The organism is Paractinoplanes globisporus DSM 43857 (assembly GCF_000379645.1).
GTDB classification, from domain to species: domain Bacteria; phylum Actinomycetota; class Actinomycetes; order Mycobacteriales; family Micromonosporaceae; genus Actinoplanes; species Actinoplanes globisporus.
In genome coordinates this window covers 14,505-39,287 of the sequence record NZ_KB903356.1, presented here as the reverse complement: position 1 = coordinate 39,287, position 24,783 = coordinate 14,505, and the positions used below count along the sequence as shown (strand labels likewise).

The 24,783-nt window shown below is 68.9% G+C and carries 16 protein-coding genes and 1 pseudogene; 13 read left to right on the top strand and 4 right to left on the bottom strand.

Annotation, left to right across the window (positions count from 1 at the left end; translation table 11 throughout):
- The first annotated feature begins 56 nt into the window (after positions 1-56).
- Positions 57-1,028, top strand: coding sequence for an NmrA/HSCARG family protein (locus A3CQ_RS0146425; RefSeq protein ID WP_020517820.1), 972 nt, complete (start codon positions 57-59; stop codon positions 1,026-1,028).
- A 48-nt stretch (positions 1,029-1,076) separates the two neighbouring features.
- Here A3CQ_RS0146425 and lexA read toward each other — a convergent pair whose 3' ends face one another.
- Positions 1,077-1,841, bottom strand: coding sequence for a transcriptional repressor LexA (lexA, locus tag A3CQ_RS0146420; RefSeq protein ID WP_020517819.1), 765 nt, complete (start codon positions 1,839-1,841; stop codon positions 1,077-1,079).
- 269 nt (positions 1,842-2,110) lie between these two features.
- On the opposite strand from lexA, the gene A3CQ_RS0146415 reads away from it, so the two are divergent.
- The 7 genes and pseudogenes from A3CQ_RS0146415 to A3CQ_RS0146395 all read left to right on the top strand — a co-directional run bounded on the left by A3CQ_RS0146415 (position 2,111) and on the right by A3CQ_RS0146395 (position 12,993).
- Positions 2,111-2,428, top strand: coding sequence for a LysM peptidoglycan-binding domain-containing protein (locus A3CQ_RS0146415; RefSeq protein ID WP_245577665.1), 318 nt, complete (start codon positions 2,111-2,113; stop codon positions 2,426-2,428).
- Positions 2,429-2,745: 317 nt separating this feature from the next.
- Positions 2,746-3,198, top strand: a complete 453-nt coding sequence (nrdR, locus tag A3CQ_RS0146410; RefSeq protein ID WP_020517817.1) for a transcriptional regulator NrdR — start codon at positions 2,746-2,748, stop codon at positions 3,196-3,198.
- Positions 3,199-3,226: 28 nt separating this feature from the next.
- Positions 3,227-6,112 (top strand): vitamin B12-dependent ribonucleotide reductase, encoded by a 2,886-nt coding sequence (locus tag A3CQ_RS0146405; protein WP_020517816.1) that lies wholly within the window; start codon positions 3,227-3,229, stop codon positions 6,110-6,112.
- Positions 6,113-6,145: 33 nt separating this feature from the next.
- Positions 6,146-7,069 (top strand): annotated as a pseudogene (locus A3CQ_RS64155) (zinc-ribbon domain-containing protein); the annotation flags it as partial.
- Between the two features lie 56 nt (positions 7,070-7,125).
- The gene (locus tag A3CQ_RS0146400; protein WP_020517815.1) at positions 7,126-7,779 is read left to right on the top strand and encodes a zinc-ribbon domain-containing protein; all 654 of its coding nucleotides are present in this window, start codon (positions 7,126-7,128) and stop codon (positions 7,777-7,779) included.
- Between the two features lie 15 nt (positions 7,780-7,794).
- Complete coding sequence (locus A3CQ_RS64150; RefSeq protein ID WP_084699517.1) at positions 7,795-8,448, top strand: zinc-ribbon domain-containing protein; 654 nt, start codon at positions 7,795-7,797, stop codon at positions 8,446-8,448.
- Positions 8,449-8,700: 252 nt separating this feature from the next.
- On the top strand, positions 8,701-12,993 hold the full coding sequence (locus tag A3CQ_RS0146395; RefSeq protein ID WP_084699516.1) for a LamG-like jellyroll fold domain-containing protein: 4,293 nt from the start codon (positions 8,701-8,703) through the stop codon (positions 12,991-12,993).
- 46 nt (positions 12,994-13,039) lie between these two features.
- On the opposite strand, the gene A3CQ_RS0146390 is transcribed toward A3CQ_RS0146395, so the two are convergent.
- On the bottom strand, positions 13,040-14,071 hold the full coding sequence (locus A3CQ_RS0146390) for a LacI family DNA-binding transcriptional regulator (protein ID WP_026206953.1): 1,032 nt from the start codon (positions 14,069-14,071) through the stop codon (positions 13,040-13,042).
- A 126-nt stretch (positions 14,072-14,197) separates the two neighbouring features.
- Between A3CQ_RS0146390 and A3CQ_RS0146385 the strand changes: the two genes are divergently transcribed.
- The 4 genes from A3CQ_RS0146385 to A3CQ_RS56430 all read left to right on the top strand — a co-directional run bounded on the left by A3CQ_RS0146385 (position 14,198) and on the right by A3CQ_RS56430 (position 22,436).
- Complete coding sequence (locus A3CQ_RS0146385) at positions 14,198-15,997, top strand: glycoside hydrolase family 127 protein (RefSeq protein WP_040434200.1); 1,800 nt, start codon at positions 14,198-14,200, stop codon at positions 15,995-15,997.
- A gap of 24 nt (positions 15,998-16,021) precedes the next feature.
- On the top strand, positions 16,022-19,309 hold the full coding sequence (locus tag A3CQ_RS0146380; RefSeq protein ID WP_026206951.1) for a discoidin domain-containing protein: 3,288 nt from the start codon (positions 16,022-16,024) through the stop codon (positions 19,307-19,309).
- Between the two features lie 80 nt (positions 19,310-19,389).
- The gene (locus tag A3CQ_RS0146375; protein ID WP_020517810.1) at positions 19,390-21,825 is read left to right on the top strand and encodes a glycoside hydrolase family 127 protein; all 2,436 of its coding nucleotides are present in this window, start codon (positions 19,390-19,392) and stop codon (positions 21,823-21,825) included.
- 182 nt (positions 21,826-22,007) lie between these two features.
- Complete coding sequence (locus A3CQ_RS56430) at positions 22,008-22,436, top strand: SRPBCC family protein (protein ID WP_157297161.1); 429 nt, start codon at positions 22,008-22,010, stop codon at positions 22,434-22,436.
- Here the strand turns inward: A3CQ_RS56430 and A3CQ_RS0146365 are convergent.
- Entirely contained in the window at positions 22,408-23,319 is a 912-nt protein-coding gene (locus tag A3CQ_RS0146365) for an alpha/beta fold hydrolase (RefSeq protein WP_020517808.1), read from the bottom strand. The two genes, A3CQ_RS56430 and A3CQ_RS0146365, sit on opposite strands and share 29 nt — an antisense overlap.
- A gap of 143 nt (positions 23,320-23,462) precedes the next feature.
- On the opposite strand from A3CQ_RS0146365, the gene A3CQ_RS0146360 reads away from it, so the two are divergent.
- Positions 23,463-24,023, top strand: a complete 561-nt coding sequence (locus A3CQ_RS0146360; RefSeq protein ID WP_211216815.1) for a hypothetical protein — start codon at positions 23,463-23,465, stop codon at positions 24,021-24,023.
- On the opposite strand, the gene A3CQ_RS0146355 is transcribed toward A3CQ_RS0146360, so the two are convergent.
- Positions 24,020-24,709, bottom strand: coding sequence for an iron-dependent transcriptional repressor DtxR (locus A3CQ_RS0146355; protein WP_026206950.1), 690 nt, complete (start codon positions 24,707-24,709; stop codon positions 24,020-24,022). The two genes, A3CQ_RS0146360 and A3CQ_RS0146355, sit on opposite strands and share 4 nt — an antisense overlap.
- Positions 24,710-24,783 lie beyond the last annotated feature (74 nt).

Below are 24,783 nucleotides of genomic sequence, written 5' to 3'. Positions count from 1 at the left end.
CGGCTGTTCCCCGAGCCAGGCTCGTCACGACTTCGCAAAACGGGAAAGGAAACACCGTGACCGAGAAAAAGATCATCGCCGTGGTGGGCGCGACCGGCTCCCAGGGTGGTGGCCTGGCGCGCGCGATCCTGGACGACCCGAACGGGCCCTTCACGCTTCGTGCGATCACCCGTGATGTCCATGCGCCCAGGGCGCGCGAGCTGGCCGCTCGCGGCGCCGAGGTGGTCGAGGCCGACCTCGACGACGAGGCGAGCGTCCGCCGGGCCTTCGACGGCGCGTACGGAGCGTTCGTCGTCACCAACTTCTGGGCGCAGCTCACGCCGGAGCAGGAGGCGGCGCGCAGCCGGGCGCAGATGGAGAAGGACCAGGCCGAGATCGCGGCCCGGGCCGCCAAGGCCGCCGGGCTCAAGCACGTGGTGTGGTCGACGCTGGAGGACACGCGGCCGCACTTCGAGCACGCCGACAGCTCGGCGCCCACGTTGGAGGGTGGCTACAAGGTGCCGCACTTCGACGCCAAGGGCGAGGCCAACGCGTACTTCACCGCGCAGGGCGTGCCCACCACGTTCCTGGAGACCACGTTCTACTACGAGTCGCTGCTGCAGGGGCAGGGGCCGATCCGCGACGAGAACGGCGAGCTGGTGCTGACCCTCGCGATGGGCGACAGCCCGCTCTCGCTGGTCGCGGTCGAGGACATCGGGCGCACCGCGTACGGCATCTTCCTGGCCGGTTCGCGGTACGTGGGACGCACCGTCGGCCTGGCGGGTGCCCACTACACGGGCGCCGAGCTGGCCGACCTGCTCACCACGGTGCTGGGGGAGAAGGTCTCCTATCGGCCGCTCACCCACGACCAGGTGCGCGCCTCCGGGTTCCCGATCGCGGACGAGATCGCCGGGACGTTCCAGTTCTACACCGAGGCCGCGGACTCGTTCGTCGCCCACCGCGACCTCGACGCGATCCGGAAGATCAACCCGCGGCTGAAGCCGCTCGAGGAGTGGCTCACCGAGCACCGCGACCAGCTCGCGGCCTGAGTTCGTCTTGAGGCCGGCCAGGATGAACCTGGCCGGCCTTGGCCTTTTTCAGACCCGGCGCAGGACCGCGACGACCCGGCCCATGATCGTGGCGTCGTCGCCCGGGATCGGGTCGAAGGCCGGGTTGGCCGGCATCAGCCAGACGTGGCCGTCGCGCTGGCGGTAGCTCTTCACCGTGGCCTCGCCGTCGATCATGGCGGCCACGATGTCGCCCGCGTTCGCCGTGGGCTGCTGGCGGACCACGACCCAGTCGCCGTTGCAGATCGCCGCGTCGATCATCGAGTCGCCCTTGACCTCGAGCATGAAGACGTCACCCTCGCCGACCAGCTCGCGCGGCAGCGGGAAGAACTCCTCCACCGCCTGCTCGGCCAGGATCGGGCCACCGGCGGCGATGCGGCCGACCAGCGGCACGTACGCCGGCTGCGGGCGGGCCGAGCGCAGGGTCTCGTCGTCGACCAGCTCGTTGGGCGAGCGCACGTCGACGGCGCGCGGACGGTTGGGGTCGCGGCGCAGGAAGCCCTTGGTCTCGAGGGCTTTCAGCTGATAGGCCACGCTGGACGGCGAGACCAGGCCGACCGCCTCGCCGATCTCGCGGACGCTGGGCGGATAGCCGTAGCGCTCCACCCAGTCCCGGATGAACTCGAGGATGCGTCGCTGGCGCGCGGTCAGGTCGGCGGTCACCAGGTCGGGGAAGTGGCTGACCACGGGCGTGACCGACCGCAGCTGTGGCGCGTCGTTGCCGCGGGCCCGGCTGGGCGTGCGCCGCTTGGTTATCTGCTGTTGTTGCCGGCTCGTCCGGTCGTCGGTCGACACGTCCTGCCTCCCTGTCGGCCAGTGCCTGGTCGGCACGTGGTGCGCTCGCGGTGCCGGCGCGGAATGCCGTGGGGATGGCGTTCGCCCGGCTGACCCCTCTTGTCGGAAAACCGTAGTGGTGGGATCCGGCATATTCAAACATCTGTACGACATTCGCTTCGGCGTGTCGCCCGAAGGTGCTCGACTTCCGTACGTGTGTTCTGGTAGACCGTCGTACGGGCGTTCTATAGTACGGGCGTTCTAAGTGACGATCTTGGGGGTCTGTGATGGTGGCGCAATCAGTTCGGCGGCCGCAGCCGCCGCTGCGGTTGACCCGCCGCGGCCGGGTCGTGGTTATCGTCCTGCTGGCGCTGCTCGCCTCGGTGGCGAGCGCCGTGTTGTTCACCACGGCCTCCCGGGCCTCCGACGACCCCGCGGTGCCGGCCCCCACGATCACGGTCCGGCCCGGCGACACGCTGTGGGAGATCGCGACCGCGGTGCGACCCGGTCGCGACGCCCGGGACGCGGTGGCCGAGATCCGGCGGCTCAATCACCTCGGCGGCTACGATCTTCAGCCCGGCCAGGTTCTGACCCTCCCGCGCACGTGATCTTGCCCCAAACTTCGCGTTGATCTTGTCTGAACGAGACGAGTCGCGGCGGTCGGTAATCGGCGGTACACCGCACGTGTTGAGTCGGAAAATACGGCGCGTCGGCACGCCGCTGAGCTTGCGCCCGCGTCCGCGGCGGCATAGCGTCTACCCCAACATCTAGTAGTTACAAGGGTGTAAGTCATCCACAGGTTGGGGTTTGACCTCCCCGGTTATCCACAGGCCGTTCACGGCGGCGCGCTGGTTGTGACCATCGCGACGCCGCATTTCGGTGTGCCTGGAGACACCGTGGAAGGGGTTCTCGAAGGGAGATCGCGGTGCGCTGCCCGTACTGTCGCCACGCCGATTCGCGCGTGGTCGACTCGCGCGAGGCCGACGACGGAGCGCTGATCCGGCGCCGTCGCTCGTGCCCCGAGTGCGGCAAGCGCTTCACCACGGTCGAGGAGGCGGTCCTCGCGGTCGTGAAGCGCAGCGGCGTGACCGAGCCCTTCAGCCGGACAAAGATCATGAGTGGAGTCCGCAAGGCCTGCCAGGGCCGGCCCGTCGACGAGGACTCGATCGCGAAGCTCGCGCAACGCGTCGAGGAGACCGTGCGGGCCAAGGGCGCGGCCGAGATCCCGAGTCACGAGGTGGGGCTGGCGATCCTCACCCCGCTGCGGGAACTCGACCAGGTGGCTTATCTCCGGTTCGCCAGCGTGTACAAGTCCTTCGACTCGCTCGACGAGTTCGAGAAGGAGATCGTCGCGCTGCGCGAGAGCCAGAAAAACTGACGAAGCAGTTCCATCGAGGGGGAGCAGTATGGCCGGGGACGGCATCACAGCAGGGCGGCAGCGCAGCCGGGCGAACGGCAGCGCGGCGGCGGCCGGGGGGCTGCGCGTCGAGCGGGTCTGGACGACCGAGGGTGTCCACCCGTACGACGAGGTCGAGTGGGAGCGCCGGGACGTCGTCATGACGAACTGGCGGGACGGCTCGATCAACTTTGAGCAGAAGGGCGTCGAGTTCCCCGCGTTCTGGAGCGTGAACGCGGCGAACATCGTCACCACCAAGTACTTCCGGGGCGCGGTCGGCACCCCGGAGCGGGAGTGGTCGCTCAAGCAGCTCATCGACCGCGTCGTCTCGACGTACCGCGACGCCGGCGAGAAGCACGGCTACTTCGCCACCAAGGCGGACGCCGAGCTCTTCGACCACGAGCTGACCTGGATGCTGCTGCACCAGGTGTTCAGCTTCAACTCGCCGGTCTGGTTCAACGTCGGCACCAAGTCGCCGCAGCAGGTCAGCGCCTGCTTCATCCTGTCGGTCGACGACTCGATGGACTCGATCCTCGACTGGTACAAGGAGGAGGGGCTGATCTTCAAGGGCGGCTCCGGCTCCGGCGTCAACCTGTCCCGCATCCGCTCGTCCAAGGAACTGCTGTCGTCCGGGGGGACCGCCAGCGGACCGGTGAGCTTCATGCGCGGCGCCGACGCGAGCGCCGGGACGATCAAGTCCGGCGGTGCCACCCGCCGGGCCGCCAAGATGGTCATCCTCGACGTCGACCACCCCGACATCGCGGAATTCGTCACCACGAAGGCGCGCGAGGAAAACAAGATCCGCGCGCTGCGGGACGCCGGATTCGACATGGACCTGGGCGGCGCCGACATCGTCTCGGTGCAGTACCAGAACGCCAACAACTCGGTCCGCGTCTCCGACGAGTTCATGCGGGCGTACGAGGAGGGCGGTCAGTTCGGGCTGCGCGGACGCCTCGACGGTTCCGTCATCGAAGAGGTCGACGCGAAGAAGCTGTTCCACGACATCGCCCAGGCCGCGTGGGAGTGCGCCGACCCCGGCCTGCAGTACGACGACACGATCAACGACTGGCACACCAACCCCGAGACCGGCCGGATCACCGCGTCCAACCCCTGCTCGGAGTACATGTCGCTGGACGACTCGTCCTGCAACCTGGCCTCGCTCAACCTGATGAAGTTCCTCACGGCCGACGGCGGCTTCGAGGTCCAGAAATTCGTCAAGAGCGTCGAGTTCATCATCACCGCGATGGAGATCTCGATCGCGTTCGCCGACTTCCCGACCGAGAAGATCGGGGTCACCACCCGCGCCTACCGCCAGCTCGGCATCGGGTACGCGAACATCGGCGCGCTGCTGATGGCCTCCGGCCTGCCGTACGACTCGGAGGGTGGCCGTGGGGTCGCCGCCGCGATCACCTCGCTGATGACGGGCACGGCGTACCGCCGCTCCGCCGAGATCGCCGGGGTCGTCGGGCCGTACGAGGGCTACGCCCGCAACGCCGAGGCGCACAAGCGGGTCATGCGCAAGCACGCCGCCGCCAACGACGAGATCCGTTCGTCCAACGTGGTCGCCACCGCGATCGTCAAGGAAGCCACCAAGCAGTGGCAGAACGGCATCAAGATCGGTGAGAAGAACGGCTGGCGCAACGCCCAGGCGTCCGTGCTCGCCCCCACCGGCACCATCGGCCTGATGATGGACTGCGACACCACCGGCATCGAGCCCGACCTCGCCCTGGTCAAGTTCAAGAAGCTGGTCGGCGGCGGCTCGATGCAGATCGTCAACCAGACCGTGCCGCGCGCGCTGCGCAGCCTCGGCTACCCCGAGGAGCAGGTCGAGGCGATCGTCGAGCACATCTCCGACCACGGCAACGTCGTCGACGCGCCCGGGCTCAAGCCCGAGCACTACGCGGTCTTCGACTGCGCCATGGGCGAGCGCGCGATCGCGCCGATGGGCCACGTGCGGATGATGGCGGCCGTGCAGCCGTTCATCTCGGGCGCCATCTCCAAGACGGTCAACATGCCCGAGTCGGCCACGGTGGAGGAGATCGAGAACATCCACTATCAGGGCTGGAAGCTCGGCCTCAAGGCGCTGGCGATCTACCGTGACAACTGCAAGGTGGGCCAGCCGCTGTCGGTGGCCAAGAAGCCTGCCGCCGAGGTCGCTCCCGCGGCCGAGGCTTCGCCCGCGCCCGTCGTGGAGAAGGTCATCGAGTACCGCCCGGTCCGCAAGCGGCTGCCGAAGAAGCGTCCGTCGGAGACCGTGTCGTTCTCGGTCGGCGGCGCCGAGGGCTACCTCACCGCGTCGTCCTACCCCGACGACGGCCTCGGCGAGGTCTTCCTCAAGATGTCGAAGCAGGGCTCCACCCTGGCCGGTGTCATGGACGCCTTCTCGGTGGCGATCTCGATAGGGCTCCAGTACGGCGTCCCGCTCGAGACCTTCGTCGGCAAGTTCACCAACATGCGTTTCGAGCCGGCCGGCATGACCGACGACCCGGACGTCCGCATGGCCGCGTCGGTGATGGACTACATCTTCCGCCGCCTGGCGCTCGACTTCCTGCCGTACGAGACCCGGGCCGATCTCGGCATCTTCACGGCCAAGGAGCGCGCCACCCAGGTCCAGGCCGAGGCAGCCGCCGAGGCGCAGGCGGCGTCGGCCGACCTGGCCGGCATGGCCGCGTCCGCTCCGGTCTCCGCCCCCGTGGGCGCGGCAAACTCGGAGGCTCCGGCCCCCGAGGCCGAGAAGCCGGTGCCGGTCTCGATCGGTTCCTCGACCGAGCTGCTCGAGGTAGTGATGGGCCAGGCGGCCGACGCCCCCCTCTGCTTCACCTGCGGCACCAAGATGCGCCGTGCCGGCAGCTGCTACGTCTGCGAGGGCTGCGGCTCCACCTCGGGCTGCAGCTGATTCGCGGCGGAGTTCTCGTTCCAGGAACTCCGCGTGTCAGTGCTGGTTGAGCCTACGAAGGGTCGGCGGAGGGGTTCGGCTTCACGGCCGGGCCCCTCCCCTGCAGGTGAAGTGTTCCCTTCGCCATGGTTGCCGCGCCTCGGCGGTGCACACCAACATTGCCCACGGGCACAGCAGGCGGGCGACCTGAACCAGTTCCATGACGCTTCCTCGGCTGCTGAGCCATCCGAAACTGTCGTACCCGCCAGGGAAGATGCGGGCGTGACTGCGAAGACCCGAGAGACGGTGGCGAGCGCCTATCCGGATCTCCTGCCGGAGCTCCTTGAGGTCGACGGTTGGGCGGGGGCTTTGGGTGACCTTCCTCGGGGCTCCAACCGCAAGGCCCGGCGGTGTTGCGTGACCTGCGGGTTCGAGTGGTGGCAGGCGGCCGCGGTGCGGGTGCGGGCGGCCCCCGGCTGCAAGGACTGCCGGAGCCGTCTTCGGCGCTCGGACAAGGTCGCCTGGTGGCGCTGCGCCTGCGGCAACAGCTGGCACACGAGAGTCCGGCTCCGGGTCGCTGGAAGCGTCTGTCCACGATGCCGGGCCGCGAACCGTCGCCCGCCGACCAGTTCGCCACTACGCAGTACTCACCCCACGGTCGCCGACATGTTCGTCCGCAACCTCACCAACCCGCATCGCACCCCCGACTCGTTACCGAAGTCCGCGGCCGACCTATGCCGATGGCACTGCGGCGCATGCGATCACGAGTGGGAGCAGACAGTGTTCAACGTGGTCGGCGCCGGCCGACCCTGCCCTCGATGCGCCGGGTTGATGGGCGGTGCGCCACAGCCGGGCCGCTCGCTTGCGGACCTGCACCCTAAGATCGCGGCCCAGTTCGTTGCCAATCAACGGCGTCCTGAGCGCCGGCCCGCACTGCTTCGGCCGAACTCGGTCGACCGATGCTTGTGGCGCTGTGGCGACTGCGCGCATGAGTGGGTCGCCGCAGTGACAACCCGAACCGCCGGCCGCGCGAAGTGCTTTGGAGCCCCGGCGACGCCGCGTCGTTCAGTAACACGCATCCGGAGCTGGCCGAGATGTTCGTCGCCAACAAGTCGCACCCGGGCCGGGGCCCGCAGAGCCTCACCGCGGGGAGCAACGATGTCTGCGTCTGGCGCTGCCCAGAGTGTTTCCGGCTTTTCGAACGCTCCGTCGTCACCCAGGCGACCCGGCTACTCTGCGCCGCCTGCGCGTACCTGGCTCGAGGCGTCGCCAAGCGGGTCGCCCCCGAGGGGAAATCGCTCGCCACGCTCATGCCCGAGATCGCGGCGACATTCGTAGCGAACCTCTCCTGGCCCGGGCATGGTCCGGCGACTCTGTATCCGCGCGCCGGCGCCCTGTGCTCCTGGCGCAGCCTCCTTGAACTGGAAGTCGCCCACCTACTGGCGGCCGCGACCGGCGACGAGGTGGAAGTCGACGTCCGCCTCGACGGTGGCCGCCGCTCGGCAGAGCGACTCGACCTCTTCATACCCTCGGCTGGGCTCTACATCGACCTGGACCCGGCTCAGTGGCACACCGACGCCACCGCTCACGCCCGGGACCTCCGCAAGTCGGAGGTCATGGCCAAGCTGGGCCTGCGCTATGTGCGGGTTCGGCAACCGGGAACGCCGCCGGTTCCGAGGAGACAGTGATCGCGGGCACCAAGGATGCGACAGAGTGGTTTCTGGTCCTGGCGGAGTGGCTGCGGTCGCAGTCCGTGCCGTGCCTGCCGCTGTCCAGCGAACAGATCGCCGCTCGCCTTGGCGCGGGAACGCGCCTACCAAGCTCGTCTGCGCAAGGCCGAACTTCGGGTCCGTGACGTCGCCCCTGAGCTACTCACCCAGGCCATCCGCATTCTCGACGTCGACAAGGCTCGGGACATCGAGCTGCTCGATCTGGCTCGTGGGTCGGCTGTCCAGGTGCTCTGGCGATGCCCGGACTGTGGGCACGAGTGGGTGGCGGCGGTCGTAACGCGTACGTCCGGGCGCGGTTGCCGGCCGTGCAGCATCCTTCGACGCAGCGCGTCCCGCCAGGACCCTTCGCCCGGTGGATCGTTGGCCGACCTGCATCCCGAGATCGCGGGCACCTTTCTGGAAAACCTGAACCACCCTGATCGGGGGCCTGATCGGCTCCGCCCGGGATCTCACGACCGCTGCCGGTGGTACTGCTCCTGCTGCGGGTCGAAGGAGTGGGAGGCGACGGTCTCTGCCCGCATCCAGCGGCAAGGCTGCGGGGGATGCCGTCGCTTGAGAGTGGGTCGGCGACGCGTCAACGCAGGCATGGAGGAAGGGCCGCAGTTCGACGCGCTTCTTCTGTTCTGAGGGTGGCTGGCGCGCTCCTCGACAGGGTATTGATCCCGTACGGCTCGCACGGGTTCCGGTGTCCCTTCGATCGTCTAGGGCACCCGATCGACCATTCGGGGACCGAGCGGTGAATCGATGGTCACAACTCGATCACATTGGTGATCTTGATATGGGACAATCTGTCCACATTGACCGGCGGCTGTGATTCGGTACCGACCTGACCGGCTCGATCGAGCCGGCATTCGGTCGACAACCGAGAGGTCGGACTGCATGCCAGAACAAGTTCCGCAACGACTACGCGCCGCCGCCGTCATGGCCGCGAGCGTGTCGTTCGCGCTGATCATCGCCGGGACACCAGCGATGGCCGCTCCCACCGCCGCGGTGCCCGCCCTGGCGCCCTCGGCGCCGAAGCCGATCGGGCAGGAGGCGGCGGCGGCCAAGGCCAAGTCCACCCGCAAGCCCGTCGCGGTGACCGCGGCCACCACCCCCACCAGCACGCTGACGGCCAACCCGAACGGGTCGTTCACCCTGACCCAGGCCGCCGCTCCGGTTCGCAAGTTCGTCTCCGGAGCGTGGCAGGACCTCGACGCGACCCTCGCCGTGGGCGCCGACGGGCGGCTGCAGCCCAAGGTCGCCACCGGTGACCTGCGCCTTTCCGGCGGCGGAACGGGGCCGCTGGCGACGATGGCCGGCGGCGGCCGCTCGCTGGCGATGACGCTTCCGTTCCCGCTGCCCAAGCCGACGCTCGACGGGCCGACCGCGACCTACCGGGCCGTGCTGCCAAGCGTCGACCTCAAGGTCACCGCGAACGATCAGGGTGGGTTCTCCGAGGTGCTGGTCGTCGCCGACGCGGAGGCGGCGACGAACCCCCAGCTGGCCGAGCTCACCATGGCCGTCAAGGCGGACGGCGTCACCCTCACCAAGGACGCCGCCGGCAACATTGCGGGCACCGACGTCAATCACCGTACGGTGGTGACCGCCCCGGCCCCGACCATGTGGGACTCGGCGACGCCGGCCGCCTCGACGGCGACGGTCACCGAGCCGGTGACCGGGCGGAAGGTGGCGGCGAAGTCCGGCCTGGCCGCGACTTCGGACGAGGCCGCGCCCGGTTTTGCCGCGCATGTGGCGCCGCTCGGCGTCGGCCTGACCCGCGACAAGATCACGTTGACCCCGTCGAAGGCGATGCTGGCCACGGCGACCTGGCCGGTCTACATCGATCCGGGCTGGTCGTGGGGCGCCGCGACCAACGGGTGGGCGGTCATCGACGACGGCAGTCCGGGGACGAAGTACTGGAAGAACTCGCCGAGCGACGAGAACGACATGCAGTCCGGCAAGGACCCGGAAGGTGGGACGGTCCGGCGGCTGCTGCTGAACTTCGCGGTCGACACCGGCAAGCTGACCAAGGACGTCATCATCAGCGACGCCACCCTCAACATCACCGAGGTGTGGTCGTTCAACTGCACCGCCAGCAAGGTGGACATCTACGCCCCGACGGCCGTGGTGACCGCGGCGAACGCGTCCTGGAGCGCGTGGTCCGGCGTGGATCTGGGCACTCGCAACGACCAGGTGAACACCGCCCACGGGCACGACAGCGGCTGCCCCGCGGCCGGCGTCGGTTTCGACATCACCGCCGGCATGAAGGCGGCCGCCCTCGGCGCGCGGAAGAACCAGACGTTCGTGATCAAGGCGAATGACGAGTCCTCCGGCAACGGCTGGAAGCGGTGGAACGCCGGCACGCCCAAGATCACTGTCACCTACGACCACAAGCCGAACAAGCCGACCTCGCCGCACACCTCGCCGACCACGGCCTGCACCGCGAGCACGGTGGGCGACGGCGACGTGAAGCTGTACGCGACCGTGTCCGACCCGGACGGTGGCACGCTGACCGAGAACTTCAGCGTCTGGAAGACCGGCACCGGCACGGGCACGAGCGGCACCGTCACCAACGTGGCATCCGGGACCGGCTCCAGCCCGTTCACGGTCAAGAAGAGCTGGATGGAGGGCATCGCCGCCGGGGTGAAGACGAACTTCTCGTGGAACGTCACCGCGACGCAGAACGGGCTGACCGGTCCGGCCACGGCGACGTGCTGGTTCTCCTTCGATCCGACCCGGCAGCACGAGGCGGACATCAGCGACGCGCCCCCGGCCACGATCGGCTCCCCGGTGAGCTTCACCATCACGTACGCCAAGAACCCGGGCGAGACCACGGCACCGGCCTCCTACCAGTACCAGATCAACGCCGGGCCCATCTCCACGGCCACCGCGGACGCGGCGGGCACCGCGACCATCTCCGTCGTTCCGATGCGCACCACGAACCGGCTGTCGGTCGTCAGCGTCTCCAGCGGCGCGAACATCGGTGGCGCCGCCGAGCAGGTCTTCACCGCGGCACTGCCGGCGCCGGCCGCGGACGCGGACTTCAACGGTGACGGGAACGCCGATCTGCTCGTTCCGGGCGGGGTGACCAACGTCCCCTCCGGCGCCTGGCTGGCGACCGGCACCGGTACGCCGGCGATCAACACCACCGCGACGGACATCGGCAGCAACGGCACCGGCTCCGGCACGGTGGGCTCCCCGGCCGACTTCGACGGCTCCCAGCTGATCACCGGCCGGTTCACCGGGACGAACCTGCAGGATCTCCTCTACTACAACCCGGCCACCGGTGGCGGTGGCGTGCTGGCCGGCAACAACACCGGCGAAGCGATCAATCCGTACGACGACAACCAGCACTCGATCCTCGCCGGGACCCTGAGCGACTTCACGGCCAGCCTGAACGAGGTCCAGCCGCTCATGGTGGCGAACGCGGGTAACTCCGCCGGCGAGAACACCGGGTACATGGACCTCATCGGCACGTCCGGCGACACGATCGACGGCTACCACCTGATCTACTACCCGAACCTGGGCGGTCCGTCGAGCTATCCGATGTCGTTCGAGCTGACCACCCCGGCGCCGGACAACACGATGAACTGGAACGCGTGGACGATCGCTACGGCACAGCGGGCGAACGGGACCACCGACATGTTCCTGTGGAACAAGTCCACCGGCGCTCTGTCGCTGTGGTCCGGCCTCGCCTACGTCGATGACGGCAGCGGCAACCCCACGCTGACGTTCACCCCGACCGTCCTCGCCGATGGCACCAACTCGACCTTCCAGAAGGGCGCGGCGGTGTCGCTGCGCGCGGCCGACGTCAACCGGAACGGCACCTCGGACCTGTGGGTCGTCGCCGCCAACGGTGATGTCACCGCATGGCTGGTCAACGGCGGCACGATCGCGGCGCAGCCGACGCAGCGGCTGAGCACCCCGACGCACACGTGGCTGTTCAACGACGCCGAGGACGGCCGGGCGAACACCGCGCGCGACTCCTCGGGAACCCTCGCCGCGGTCGCCACCTCGGGGAACCCGTCGTTCAGCACCGGTGACCTGTTCAGCCCTGACGTCACGTTCACCGCGGCGAACATCGACGGCATGAACACCAGCGCCGGGGCGGTCGACACCAACGCGGACTTCACCGTCTCGTTGTGGACCAAGCCGACCGCGTACAGCGGAAATGTGATTTCTCAGGACGGGCAGTACGGCACGCTCTTCAAGATCTGGCCGTCCTCCGACACGACGTGGAAGTTCGCGTTCCAGAAGACCGACGTGGTGTTCGCGTCGGCCACCTGGGACACCGCGTCGTCGCCGGCCGGCATGGCGAAGCTCGGCTTCTGGTACCACATCACCGTCACGTACCAGGCGTCGACCAAGCGCATGCAGCTGTACATCAACGATGTGCCGGTCGGCTCGGCGTTCCGCACCTCGAGCTGGACCTGGGCCGGCACGAAGCTGCAGTTCGGCAGCATGAAGACGGGCTACGGCACGTGGGACTGGCACTACGACGGCCAGCTCGCGAACGTGCAGACCTGGAACAAGGTCGTCCCGCCGATGCTGCTCGCCAACTGGGACATGGGCGGCGGCTCCGGCACCACGATCGCCGACCAGTCCGGGTTCGGTTACACCGCGACCCTCGCCGGCGGCTACACCTGGAACACCACCGGCCACAACAGCAGCCAGAACGGTTCGGTGACCTTCAACGGCAGCACCGGGTACGCACAGGCCAGCAGCGCCCTCGTGCAGTCGGCGACCACGTCGTTCTCGGCCGCCGCCTGGGTGTACCTGACCGACACCACCAGCACCACCGATCGGGTGTTCCTGTCCCAGCCGGGCACGAACCGATCCCCGTTCTACCTTGAATACAACGCGAGCACCAACGGCTGGCAGTTCATGTTCTCCCAGACCGACGCACCGACGAACCCGGTCTCGTACGCCGCGGCCGACCCCAACCCGGCCGTCCGCAACACGTGGGTACACGTCGCCGGCACCTACGACGCGGCCACGCACACCGCCCGGCTCTACGTCAACGGCAACCTGGTGGCGACCGCCACCGGGATCACCACCTGGACCGCGACCGGCAAGACGTACATCGGCCGCAGCGGCGCCACCTGGTGGCAGGGCAAGCTCGACGCCGTCCGCGTCTATCAGGGGGTGCTCTCGGCCGACCAGGTCAAGTACGTCATGAACAACAGCTGACTGAGAAACCGGGTCCCCGGGCCGGCAGCGGCCCGGGGACCCGAAGTCAGCGCCGCGGGATGGGGCCGGCCACGGCCGTCGACTCGCGGACGACGAGGCGGCCGGGCTGGCGGATGACGCCCGAGTGGTGGTCGCCGTCGAGGGCCGCGAACAGGTGGCGGACGGCGGTCGCGCCCAGCTGTTCGAGGTTGAGGTCCACTGTGGTCAGCGGCGGGCGGCACTCGGCCGCGAGGACCTCCCAGTTGTCGTAGCCGACGATGGCCACGTCTTCCGGGACGGTGCGGCCCAGGTCGCGCAGGGCCTCGGTGACGCCGGAGGCGATCTGGTCGCTGCCGCAGAAGATGGCGTCGATGTCGGGGTGGGTGGCGAGCAGCCGGGCGGTCGCGTGCCGGCCCCAGCGCTGTGACCACTGGCCGAACAGCGCCTCGCCGATGAGCGGGAGGCCGGCCGCGTCGAGGACCTCGACCAGGGCGGCGGCGCGATCGCGGGCGGCGCGGTAGCCGGGGTCGCCGGTGATGTGGGCGATTCTCTTGCGGCCCAGCGAGACCAGGTGCTCGGCGGCCAGGCGGGCGCCGCCGGCGTCGTCGGCCACGACCGAGAGGTCGGCGGGGTCGTCCGACTCGCAGTACGCGTACACCACCGGAACGGGAATTTCCCGGCTCAGCGAGGGCCGGATCTCGTTGTTGTCGCCGAGGATGATGAAGCCGTCGACCTGCCGGGCCAGCAGCGCCCGGATGTAGTGCCGGCGCCGGATCGCGTCGCCGCGCGCGTCGCAGAGCAGCACGCTCATCTGCTCGTTGCCCAGCGCGTTCTCCGCGCCGAGCAGCACCGGGATCGCGAAACGGGCCGCCGACAGCTCGTCGGTGAGCAGCCCGACCGTACGCGTATTGCCGGAGATCAGGCTGCGGGCCAGCACGTTGGGCTGGAACGACAGCTCCTCGGCCGCCTGGATCACCCGGTGCCGGGTGGCCGGCGCGACCTCGTCGCGCTCGTTGAGCGCCTTGGAGGCGGTGGCCACCGAAACCCCGGCCCGCTTCGCGACATCGGTCAGCGTCACCTGCGCGCGTTTCCTGCCCACCGAATCCTCCCGAAACTTTTTCGGAAGCATAGCAGGAGATCATTGGAATTCATCGTTGACACTGTGGAGTTACGCCTGACACTATTCCCGAAAAGGTTTTCAAAGATTTCGGGAGGGGTGGCTCCTATGACGGGACCCGTCGTGCCTTCGCGCGGTGCGCTGCGCCCCGTGGGACCGCATCAGGTGCGGCTGACCGGAGGCTTCTGGGGCCGGCGTCAGGCGGTCAACGGCTCCGCCACCATGGAGCACAGCCGCACCTGGGTCGAGCGGGTCGGTTGGACCGGTAACTTCCGCAACCCCGGCACCGACCGGCGTCGCGGCCGCGAGTTCAGCGACTCCGAGGTCTACAAGCTGACCGAGGCCCTGTGCTGGGAGTCCGCCCGCCCGGGTGGCGTCCGGCACGACGAGGCGCTGGCCGAGCTGACCGCGCTGATCGCGGGTGCGCAGGACGCCGACGGTTACCTGCACACGGCGTACGGCCGGCCCGGCCAGCCACCGCGCTACGGCGACATGAACTTCGGGCACGAGCTCTACTGCGCCGGCCACTTCTTCCAGGCGGCGGTCGCGGGGACACGCACCGGCGCGGCGCCCGGCCTGCTCGAGATCGCCACCCGGCTCGCCGACCACATCTGCGGCGTCTTCGCCGACGAGGGTTTCTGCGGCCACCCCGAGGTCGAGACCGGGCTGGTCGAGCTGTTCCGGGTCACCGGCGAGCGGCGGTACCTCGACCAGGCCGCGAAGTTCGTCGCCCGCCGCGGCCAGCGGACGCTGCCCGAGCACGAGTTCGGCTGGCAGTACTTCCAGGACGCGGTGCCGGTGCGCAACGGCGACGTGTTCCACGGGCACGTGGTGCGCGCGCTCTATCTGGCGGCCGGCGCCGTCGCCGTCGCCGTCGAGACCGGCGACGACGAGCTCCTCCAGGCGGTGGCCCGTCAGTTCGACCGCACGCTGGCCCGCCGCACGCACCTCACCGGCGGCATGGGCTCCCGGCACCTCGACGAGAGCTACGGCGAGGACTTCGTGCTGCCGCCCGACCGGGCGTACTCGGAGACCTGCGCCGGCGTCGCCACGATCATGCTGGCCCAGCGGCTGCTGCTGGCCACCGGCGAGCTGCGCTACGGCGACATCGTCGACCGGGTGCTGCACAACGTCATCGCCACCGCGATCGCCGACGACGGCCGGTCGTTCTTCTACGCGCACACGCTGCACCAGCGGGTCCCGGCCGAGCCGCCGCGAACCGACCGGGAGCAGCTTCGCTTCAGCGGTGGCGCGCGAGCGCCGTGGTTCGAGGTGTCCTGCTGCCTGAACAACATCGGCCGGCTGATCGCCTCGCTCGGCACCTACCTCGTCACCGAGGACCCGGGCGGCGTGCAGCTGCACCAGTACGCGCCGATGCGGGTCGAGGCCGGCGGCATGGTGCTGGACGTCGACACCGACTACCCGGACGCCGGAGTGATCACCGTGACCGTGGTCGACGCCCCGGAAACCCCGCGCACGCTGACCTTCCGGATCCCGGAGTGGGCCACCGGTCCCGAGAGCGTGTACCGGCGCATCTTCAGCCCCGGCGAGCAGATCCGGCTGGAGCTGCCGATGCGTCCACGGTGGACGTTCCCGGACCCGCGGGCCGACGCGCTGCGCGGCTGCGCGGCCGTCGAGGTGGGCCCGATCGTGATGTGCGCCGAGTCGATAGATCAGGAGGACGGCGTACGCCTGGACGAACTCCAGGTCGACACGTCGGTCGCCCCCGAGACCGGTGCCGTCAAGGGACACCGCATCCATCCGGCCGATCCCGGCTGGCCGTACCAGAGTCACCGCACCGCCACCGAACGCCCCGATCCGGTCGTGGTTCCGCTGCTCCCGTACCACCGCTGGGCCCGTCGCGGCCCGTCCACGATGCGGATCTGGTTGCCCGCCAACCCGTCCTGAATGGAGTGAAAGGGAGGTGACGCGATGCCAAACCCCCGACTGGCAATCGCGTTGACAACAGTTCTTCTCAGCTCGACCGCCGCGATCACGCTGACTCCCACAGCGGCCTCCGCGGCACAGACGATCGGCTTTCCCACGTTCTCGGGATCAGCGATCCCCGCCCCGCCGGTGGCCATGACCACCGGCAGCACGATGCAGGCCATCTACGACGCGGAGAAGGGTGGCACCGACTTCTGGATGGACCGGCTGCTCTCCCGCTCCGGCAACGACCCCGCCGGCACCTGGCTGATGAGCCGGGGCCGAGCGGTCTTCATGAAGACACACACTCCCTCGGTGCTCGGCTTCGGCGGCACGGTCGCGTACTGGGAGAGCATCAACGACCAGCCGGCGTTCACCGTGACCGCCGGAACGGGCACGTGGACCGAGCAGGTGGCGTCGCGCTGGCAGGCGCCGAGCTACTGGAAGAGCGTGCACACCAACGGCTCGCTCCGGATCACCCAGACGAAGTTCATCACCCAGAACGACGTCGCGATCGACAACCTGGCCATCACCAACACCGGCACGTCGTCGGCCACCGTCGCTCTCCGGGCGACCTCGCCGTACGCGACCTCGACCAGCGGGACCGACCTGACCGGGCAAGTGACGGTCAAAAACGGACTTACCACGATATTTCCGAGACTGAGCGGTGACGGCTTCACTGCGGCGAGCGGCGCGCTGACGAGATCGATCACCCTGGCCGCCGGTGCGACGACCACCGTCAAGGTCCAGCTGGGCTTTGTCGCCAACGAGATTCCGGAGTCCTTGTCCGATTATAACGCTTATAAGGCGTCAACTCCGGACAACGCGTTCGCCACCCACGTCCGGGCGTACAACCTCTGGTGGGCGCAGAACATCCCGTACATCGACGTCCCCGAGCCGGCGATCAAGAAAGAGATCTACTACCGCTGGTGGCTGATGAGGTTCAACAACCTCGACGCCAACATCCCGGGTCAGGACTACCAGTTCCCGACCAGCGTCGAGGGCGCGCTCGGCTACAACAACGCGATCGCGCTGACCCAGCCGATGCACATCGACGACCTCAAGTACCTGCGCAATCCCGCCTACTCGTACGGTGACTGGCTTTCGGTGGGCCAGGTCTCCAAGGGCGGCCGCTTCATGGACAACCCCGGTGACCCGGAGAACTGGTCGAACAGCTACACGCAGTACATCTCCGAGGCGGCCTGGCGCAGCTACGAGATCCACGGCGGTCAGCCGGCCATCGCCGGCAACCTCGCCAAATACGCCGAGGGTGATGCCAAGGGCCAGTTGTCGTTCTACGACCACAACAACGACGGCCTGATCGAGTACGACTGGGGAGCGCTCACCGGCAACGACGCGGACGCCGTCTCCTTCGACTGGAAGTCCGGCAACATGGACCGCGCCGAGTCGGCGTACGTCTACAGCGGCGCCCTCGCCTCGGCGCAGGCGTACGCGGCGATCGGCAACACCGCGAAGGCCACCGAGATGCAGGCCGTCGCCGACCGGATCAAGAACGCCATCGTCACGTACCTCTGGGACTCGACCAACAAGCTGATCGAGCACCGGCACATCGCCTCGAACAGCCTCGTGCCCTGGAAAGAGATCAACAACTATTATCCGTACGCCGTGGGCGCGATGCCGAACACGGACGAGTACCGCCAGGCGCTGCGGCTGTTCGCCGACCCGGCCGAGTACCCGATCTTCCCGTTCTACACCGCGAACCAGAGGGACAAGGCGACGGCGGCCGCGGCCGGCTTCCCGGGCAGCAACAACTTCTCGACGATCAACTCGACGGTCCAGTTCCGGCTCTACTCGTCGGTGCTGCGCAACTACCCGAACCAGTGGATGACCGCCGACGACTACAAGAAGCTGCTGTACTGGAACACCTGGGCCCAGTACGTCAGCGGCAACACCGCCTGGCCGGACGCGAACGAGTTCTGGGCCGACTGGAACGCCGGCACCAAGAACATCGACTACCGGTCCTGGATCCACCACAACATCCTCGGCAGCAGCAACTGGACCGTGATCGAGGACGTGGCGGGCCTGCGGGCGCGAACCGACAAGCAGGTCGAGCTCTGGCCGATAAACATCGGCTGGCCCAACTTCGCGGTCAACAACCTGCGCTACCGCAACGCCGATCTCAGCATCGTCTGGGACGACCCGGCCGACGGCGTGGTCAAGTACTCCGGCATCCCGCAGGGCTACTCGATCTTCATCAACGGCACCCGGGTCATGACCGTCGACCACCTGGTCCACCTGATCTGGAACCCCGACACCGGAGCGGTCACGCTGCCGGCGGGCGGAGCCACGATCAATTTCAATGCCGCGTACGGCGGACTCCAGTCGCCGACGCAGGTGACGCAGAACAGCGCGCAGATGGTGGACATGTTCAACAAGGCCGGCGTCGACCTGACCGCCGACCTGCCGAACTACGCCCAGGGCGTCGCCACGTCGGCGTCGTACACGGCGTCGGGCACCTCCGGGGCGAACGCCGTCGACGGCTTCCCGATCAACGAGCCGCTCTGGGGCACCTGGGGATCGCCGAACGCGACCGACTATCTGCAGCTCAACCTCGGCCAGGCGCGCACGGTCAACGAGGTCCGCCTCTGGTTCCGCAACGACCGGGCCACCAACCACTATCGCCCGCCGTCGTCGTACCAGATCCAGTACCTCAACGGCAGCACCTGGACGAACGTGGGCTCGCCGGTGAAGACGCCGGCGACGCCGCAGTCCAACTACAACGTGGTCCAGTTCGCCGCGGTGAGCACCAGCCAGCTGCGGGTGCAGGTGACCCACGCGTCCGGCGTCAAGACCGGGCTCACCGAGGTCAAGGCGTACAACCGTGGGGGAGTGGTGATCCCACCGCCCACGGACACCAACAAGGCACTCACGGCGACACCGAGCGCCAGCTACACCTCGTCGTGGGAGAGCGTGGCCGCGCTCAACGACGGCATCGACCCGCCGTCGTCGAACGACACGGTCAACCCGCGGTGGGGCACCTGGCCCAACACCGGCGAGCAGTGGGGGCTGCTGACGTGGTCGTCGGCCCAGTCCCTGTCCAGTGCCGACATCTACTTCTTCGACGACAACGGCGGCGTCCGCGTCCCGGCGTCCTGGAAGCTGCAGTCCTGGAACGGCTCCGCCTACGTCGACGTGGCCGGCGCGTCCGGCTACCCGACCGCCCTGAACCAGTACAACCACGTCACCTTCACCCCGGTGAGCACGACTCGGCTCCGCGTGCTGCTGCAGAGCGGCGCCGGTTCGGTCGGGCTGCTCGAGGTCAAGGCGTTCTGACTCCCCGAAACGGGCCGGCCGCACACCCACGCGGCCGGCCCGGCGATACCCCCATCCCCATTTCGCCCCGGGAGGTCCTCGTGTCCCCGCAGTTGTCCCGCCGAACCCTGTTAGCCGGCTCGGCCGCCGTCGGCGTCGCCGCCACCCTGCCGGTCGCTCTCCCCGCTGCCGCCGCCGCCCGGCCCGACGCCGGCGTCTCCGCCTACGCCTTTCCGCTCACCGCCGTACGCCTGCTGACCAGTCCCTTCTCGGCCAACGCCGGGCGTACCCAGTCGTACCTGCAGTTCCTGGACATCAACCGGCTCCTGCACACGTTCCGGCTGAACGTCGGCCTCTCGTCCACGGCCACCGCGTGCGGCGGCTGGGAATCGCCGACCACCGAGTTACGGGGGCACTCGACCGGGCATTACCTGTCGGCGCTCGCGCAGGCGTACGCGAGCACGGGCGACGCGTCGTACAAGACCAAGGGCGACTCGATCGTCACCGTGCTGGCGCAATGCCAGGCGCGGGCCGCGACCGCCGGCTTCAACACCGGGTACCTCAGCGCGTTCCCGGAGAGCTTCATCGACCGGGTCGAGCAGCGCCAGAGCGTGTGGGCGCCGTACTACACCCTCCACAAGATCATGGCGGGCCTGCTCGACATGAACCTGCTGGCCGGCAACGCGCAGGCGCTGACCGTGCTCACCGGGATGGCGTCGTGGGTGAAGTTCCGCAACGACCGGCTCACCCAGACCCAGCGGCAGAACATGCTCGACACCGAGTTCGGCGGGATGAACGAGGTGCTGACCAACCTCTACCAGCTGACCGGCGACGCCGCGCATCTGGCGGCGGCGCAGCAGTTCGACCACGCCGAGATCTTCGACCCGCTCGCGTCCAACGTGGACAGCCTGAACAACTACCACGCCAACACCCAGATCCCGAAGATTGTCGGGGCGATCCGCGAGTTCCACGCCACGGGCACCACCCGCTATCGCGACATCGCCGTCAACTTCTGGGACATCGTGACCAAGCATCACACGTACGCCATCGGGGGTAACTCGAACGGCGAGTACTTCAAGGCGCCGGACCGGATCGCCAGTGAGCTCTCGGACACGACCGCCGAGTGCTGCAACGTCTACAACATGCTGAAGCTGACGCGGCAGCTGTTCCTGACCAACCCGGCCCGGGCTGACTACATGGACTTCTACGAGAAGGCGGTCTACAACCAGACCCTCGCCTCGCAGGACCCGTCGTCGGCGCACGGGTTCCAGTGCTACTACGTCCCGCTGCGGGCCGGCGGGATCAAGACGTACAGCAACGACTACAACAGCTTCGTCTGCTGCCACGGCACGGGCATGGAGAGCAACACGAAGTACGGCGACAGCATCTACTTCCACGACGGCGGCAGCACCCTGTACGTCAACCTGTTCATCCCCTCCGTCCTCACCTGGGCGGCGCGGGGCGTGACGATCCGGCAGGACACATCGTTCCCGGAGGCGGGTTCGACGAAGCTGACCGTCACCGGCGCGGGTGCGTTCACGATGCGGATCCGCATCCCGGCCTGGGCCTCGGGCGCGCAGATCCGGGTCAACGGCACGGTCTTCTCCTCGCCGGCTGCCGGCGCCTACGCCACGGTCACCCGCACCTGGGCCTCCGGCGACGTCGTCGACGTGACGCTGCCGATGGCGCTCACCCGGGAAGCGGCAAACGACAACAGCAACGTCCAGGCGGTGAAGGTCGGCCCGATCGTCCTCGGTGGACTTTTCGGCACGTCGAACCTGACGGCGCTGCCGGTGCTGGACCCCACCTCGTTGACCGCCACGACGACCCCGCTTCAGTACACCGCGAACGGCGTCACCCTGGCGCCGTTCTACAAGGTGCACGGGCAGCGCTACAGCGTCTACTGGTCGATCACCGGATCGACGCTGGTCGCGAACTACCCGTTCGACGGCTCGCCCGCCGACGTGTCCGGCAACGGGCGTACGGCGACCGTGTACAGCGCGGCGTACGTGGCCGGGCGCAGCGGCAACGCGCTGGACCTCAACGGCAGCACCGGATACGCGGCGTTGCCCGGCGGGATCCTGGCCGGGGCCACCAACTTCACGGTGGCGCTGTGGGTCCGGCTCGACACGGTCACGTCGTGGAGCCGGCTGTTCGACTTCGGGACCGGGACCGGCGCGTATATGTTCCTGACCCCGCGATCGAGCACCGGAACCGCCCGCTTCGCCATCACCACCGGCGGATCCGGCGGCGAGCAGCGGATCGACGCGCCCTCGGCGCTGCCGGCCGGCGCCTGGACCCACGTCGCCGTGACCCGCAGCGGCAACCTGGGCGTGCTCTACGTCAACGGCGGCGAGGTGGCCCGCAACGCGGCGCTCACGATCAGCCCGGCCGCCCTCGGCAACACCACGCAGAACTGGCTGGGCCGCTCCCAGTACGCCGATCCGTACCTGGACGGCGCCCTGGACAACGTCCGCGTCTACAGCCGCGCCTTGTCCGCCAGTGAGGTGTCGACTCTCGCCTCCAGCGGGACCTGACCCTGGGTGGGGGCGCGCCCGCGTGCCCCCACCCTTCCACCCACTGGCCCGGCGGCAGGGTGCGGCCTGGCGTTGCAGCCAGCTCACCGACGTGAAGCCGGGACTCTTCTCGACGCGTACGATATGAGGCTTTTGGTGGGGTGGGGCAGCGAGCGCAAGCGGATGGTGGCAGGGTGACCACCGTGAGTTTTGGGGAGTCGGCGCGGGTGGAGGCGCACGTGGCGGCTCCGCCGGAGCGGGTGTGGGCGGCGCTGACCGACGCCGACTCGCTGGCCGCGTGGTACTGGCCGGCGGCGGGGTCACCAGCCGCGACGTCCGATCCTGTCGTCGGCGGGCGGTTCGGGGTCCGGGGCGACGGCATGGGGTTCGCGGGGGAGTATGCCGAGCTTGAGCGGCCTCGCCGGATCGTGCAGTCGTGGCGGTGGGACGGCGACGATCGGGACAGCCGGGTCACGATCGAGCTGACACCCGCGGGGGACGGCACCGACCTGGTCGTCGTGCACGATCGGATCGACGCCGCTACCGCCGAGGACTACCGGGCCGGGTGGGAGAGCTGTCTCGCGCGGCTGCCGGGATTTCTGGCTAGCGATTCGCCGCCAGGAAATCGGTGATCAGGCCGGCCAGCACGGTCGGCTGCTCGATCACCATCGCGTGTGAGGCGTCCGCGAGGGAGAGGTAACGGACGTTGCCCGACGCTGCCGCCCGGTCGGCCTGGTCGACGACGTAGCGCCGATGGGCCGCGTAGAGCTCGGCGAACGGCTCCTGCTCGGGCAGGTCGCGGGTGGGCAGGACGAGCAGCTCCGGGCAGGTCGTGGCGGCGTAGACCGGGCCGAGGTCGAGCTCGTTCATCAGCGTGCGCAGCTGTGACGTGGTGGCCGCGGACGGGCGGGTCGAGGTCTCGCCGTTCTGGTGGACCAGGTTGCGGCGGAACCCCTCGATCCACACCTTCTCGTTGGCGCCCATGTCGCGGGCCGCCATCTGCTGCCGCTCGACCAGATCGGGCAGCTGGTCGGCCTCGATCACCGCGCCGGCCATCGCCTCCATCCGGTCGAAGATCGCGTGCAGCCGGGCCAGCTCGGCCGCCGCCTTCTCCGGGTCGAGGCCGGGCAGGTGCTCGGGACGGGTGGGCGGCGGGTTGCCGTCGAGGCTCACCACGCCGGGCGTCTCGGGGTGCCGCTGCGCCCACAGTGCGGCCAGCATGCCGCCGAGCGACTGGCCGACCACCGCCGGCCGGTCCAGCTCCAGCTGTACGCAGACGGCGGCGAGGTCACCGAGCGCCGCGTCCCAGGTCCAGACGCCGTCGCCGGAGCGGCCGTGGCCGCGCAGATCCATGGTGATCACCCGATGATGCGGGCGGAGCGCGCGGGCCAGCGTGGTCATGTGGGCGAGGTTGCCGCCGGCGCCGTGCAACAGCAGCAGCGGCGGCTCGTCGCCACCGAAGTCGCGGACCGCGAGCGGAAGCTCTCCGGCATCGATCAGGCGGTCGTTGATCACGATGTCTCCTCGGTTTCGTGGTCTGCTTTTCGCTCGCCGCGCGTCGAGATTACTGTGCGTGCGTTTGTGGTGTCTGGCGCGGGCTTTCGTCCGATCGCCGGGCAAAGTACGGTGTGCCCCGAAACCCGTCGGGAGGATCACTCGTGCGTACGCGTTCCGTCGTGCTCGGCGCTGCCGTGCTCCTCGGCCTGGCCGCGTGCGACAGCCACGCGGACGCCACCAACGACTCCGACCCGCTGCCCCCGGTCCAGCTGGCCCAGCAGCCCGCGGCCTCGGCCGGTGGCGCCTGCATCCTGTGGGACTACGCCTTCATCAAGTCCAAGATCGGTGTCACCTTCGAGGTGGCCGCCTCCGACCAGGTCGACGACACCTCGACCTGCGTGGTGCAGACGATCGCGGGGGACTGGCCCGACCTGGCGCTCTCCGTGGTGGAGAGCACCCAGGCCGACGCCAAGCTGTTTCTGTCGGACCTCAAGCCCGACAAGGCGACCACTCTCAAGGGCCTCGGCAAGGCCGCCTATCGGCTGAACACGGCCGCGAGCGGCGGGCACGGGCCGAGCGTGGAGATCGGCTGGCTCAGCGAGGCCAAGCAGCTGCAGACGCTGCGCTTCACCTTCGCGAAGACGGCCAAGGCCGCCGACGTGACGGCCATGAACACGAGGTTGTTGAGCCTCGCGAAGGCGATGGACACGACCGCCGGTTAGTGCGCTGCCACAAAGACTCGGGATGCCACCTCGCGGGGGAGGCGGATCTTGTCGCCGGAGCGGTCGATGGTCACGGCGTCGCGCTCCTGCGCCACGGTGACCGTCGTGCCCGGGTCGATGCCGGCCGCGTGCAGCTGGCGCAGCACGTCGGAGTTGGTCTGCACGCTCTCGCAGATGCGCCGCACGACGACACTGCCGCTCAGCCCGGGGAACGCCAGGTTGCGCTCGCCGTGGCCGGCCGTGATCTCATCCTGTTCGTCGTCGGGCATACCGAGCTTGTCGAGGCCGGGGATCGGGTTACCGTACGGCGAGCGGGTCGGCCGGTTGAGCAGCTCGTAGACCTTGCGCTCGACCGAGTCGCTCATCACGTGCTCCCAGCGGCAGGCCTCCTCGTGTGCCTCCTCGTACGGCATACCGATGACGTTGACCAGCAGCAACTCGGCGAGGCGGTGCTTGCGCATGACGGCAACGGCCGCGACCCGGCCGGCCCCGGTCAGCACCAGATGGCGGTCGCCCTCGACGGTGAGAAGACCGTCGCGCTCCATGCGGGCCACCGTCTGGCTGACCGTCGGGCCGCTCTGGTGGAGGCGCTCGGCGATGCGGGCGCGTAGCGGCGGGACACCCTCCTCTTCCAGCTCGAGGATGGTGCGGAGATACATCTCCGTAGTGTCGACAAGATCATTCACGGTGCGGCCCTCCCAGCGGCGATATTACCTCGTTAACGAGGCTTGACAGATGGACCGACGTGGTGTGGAGCGGA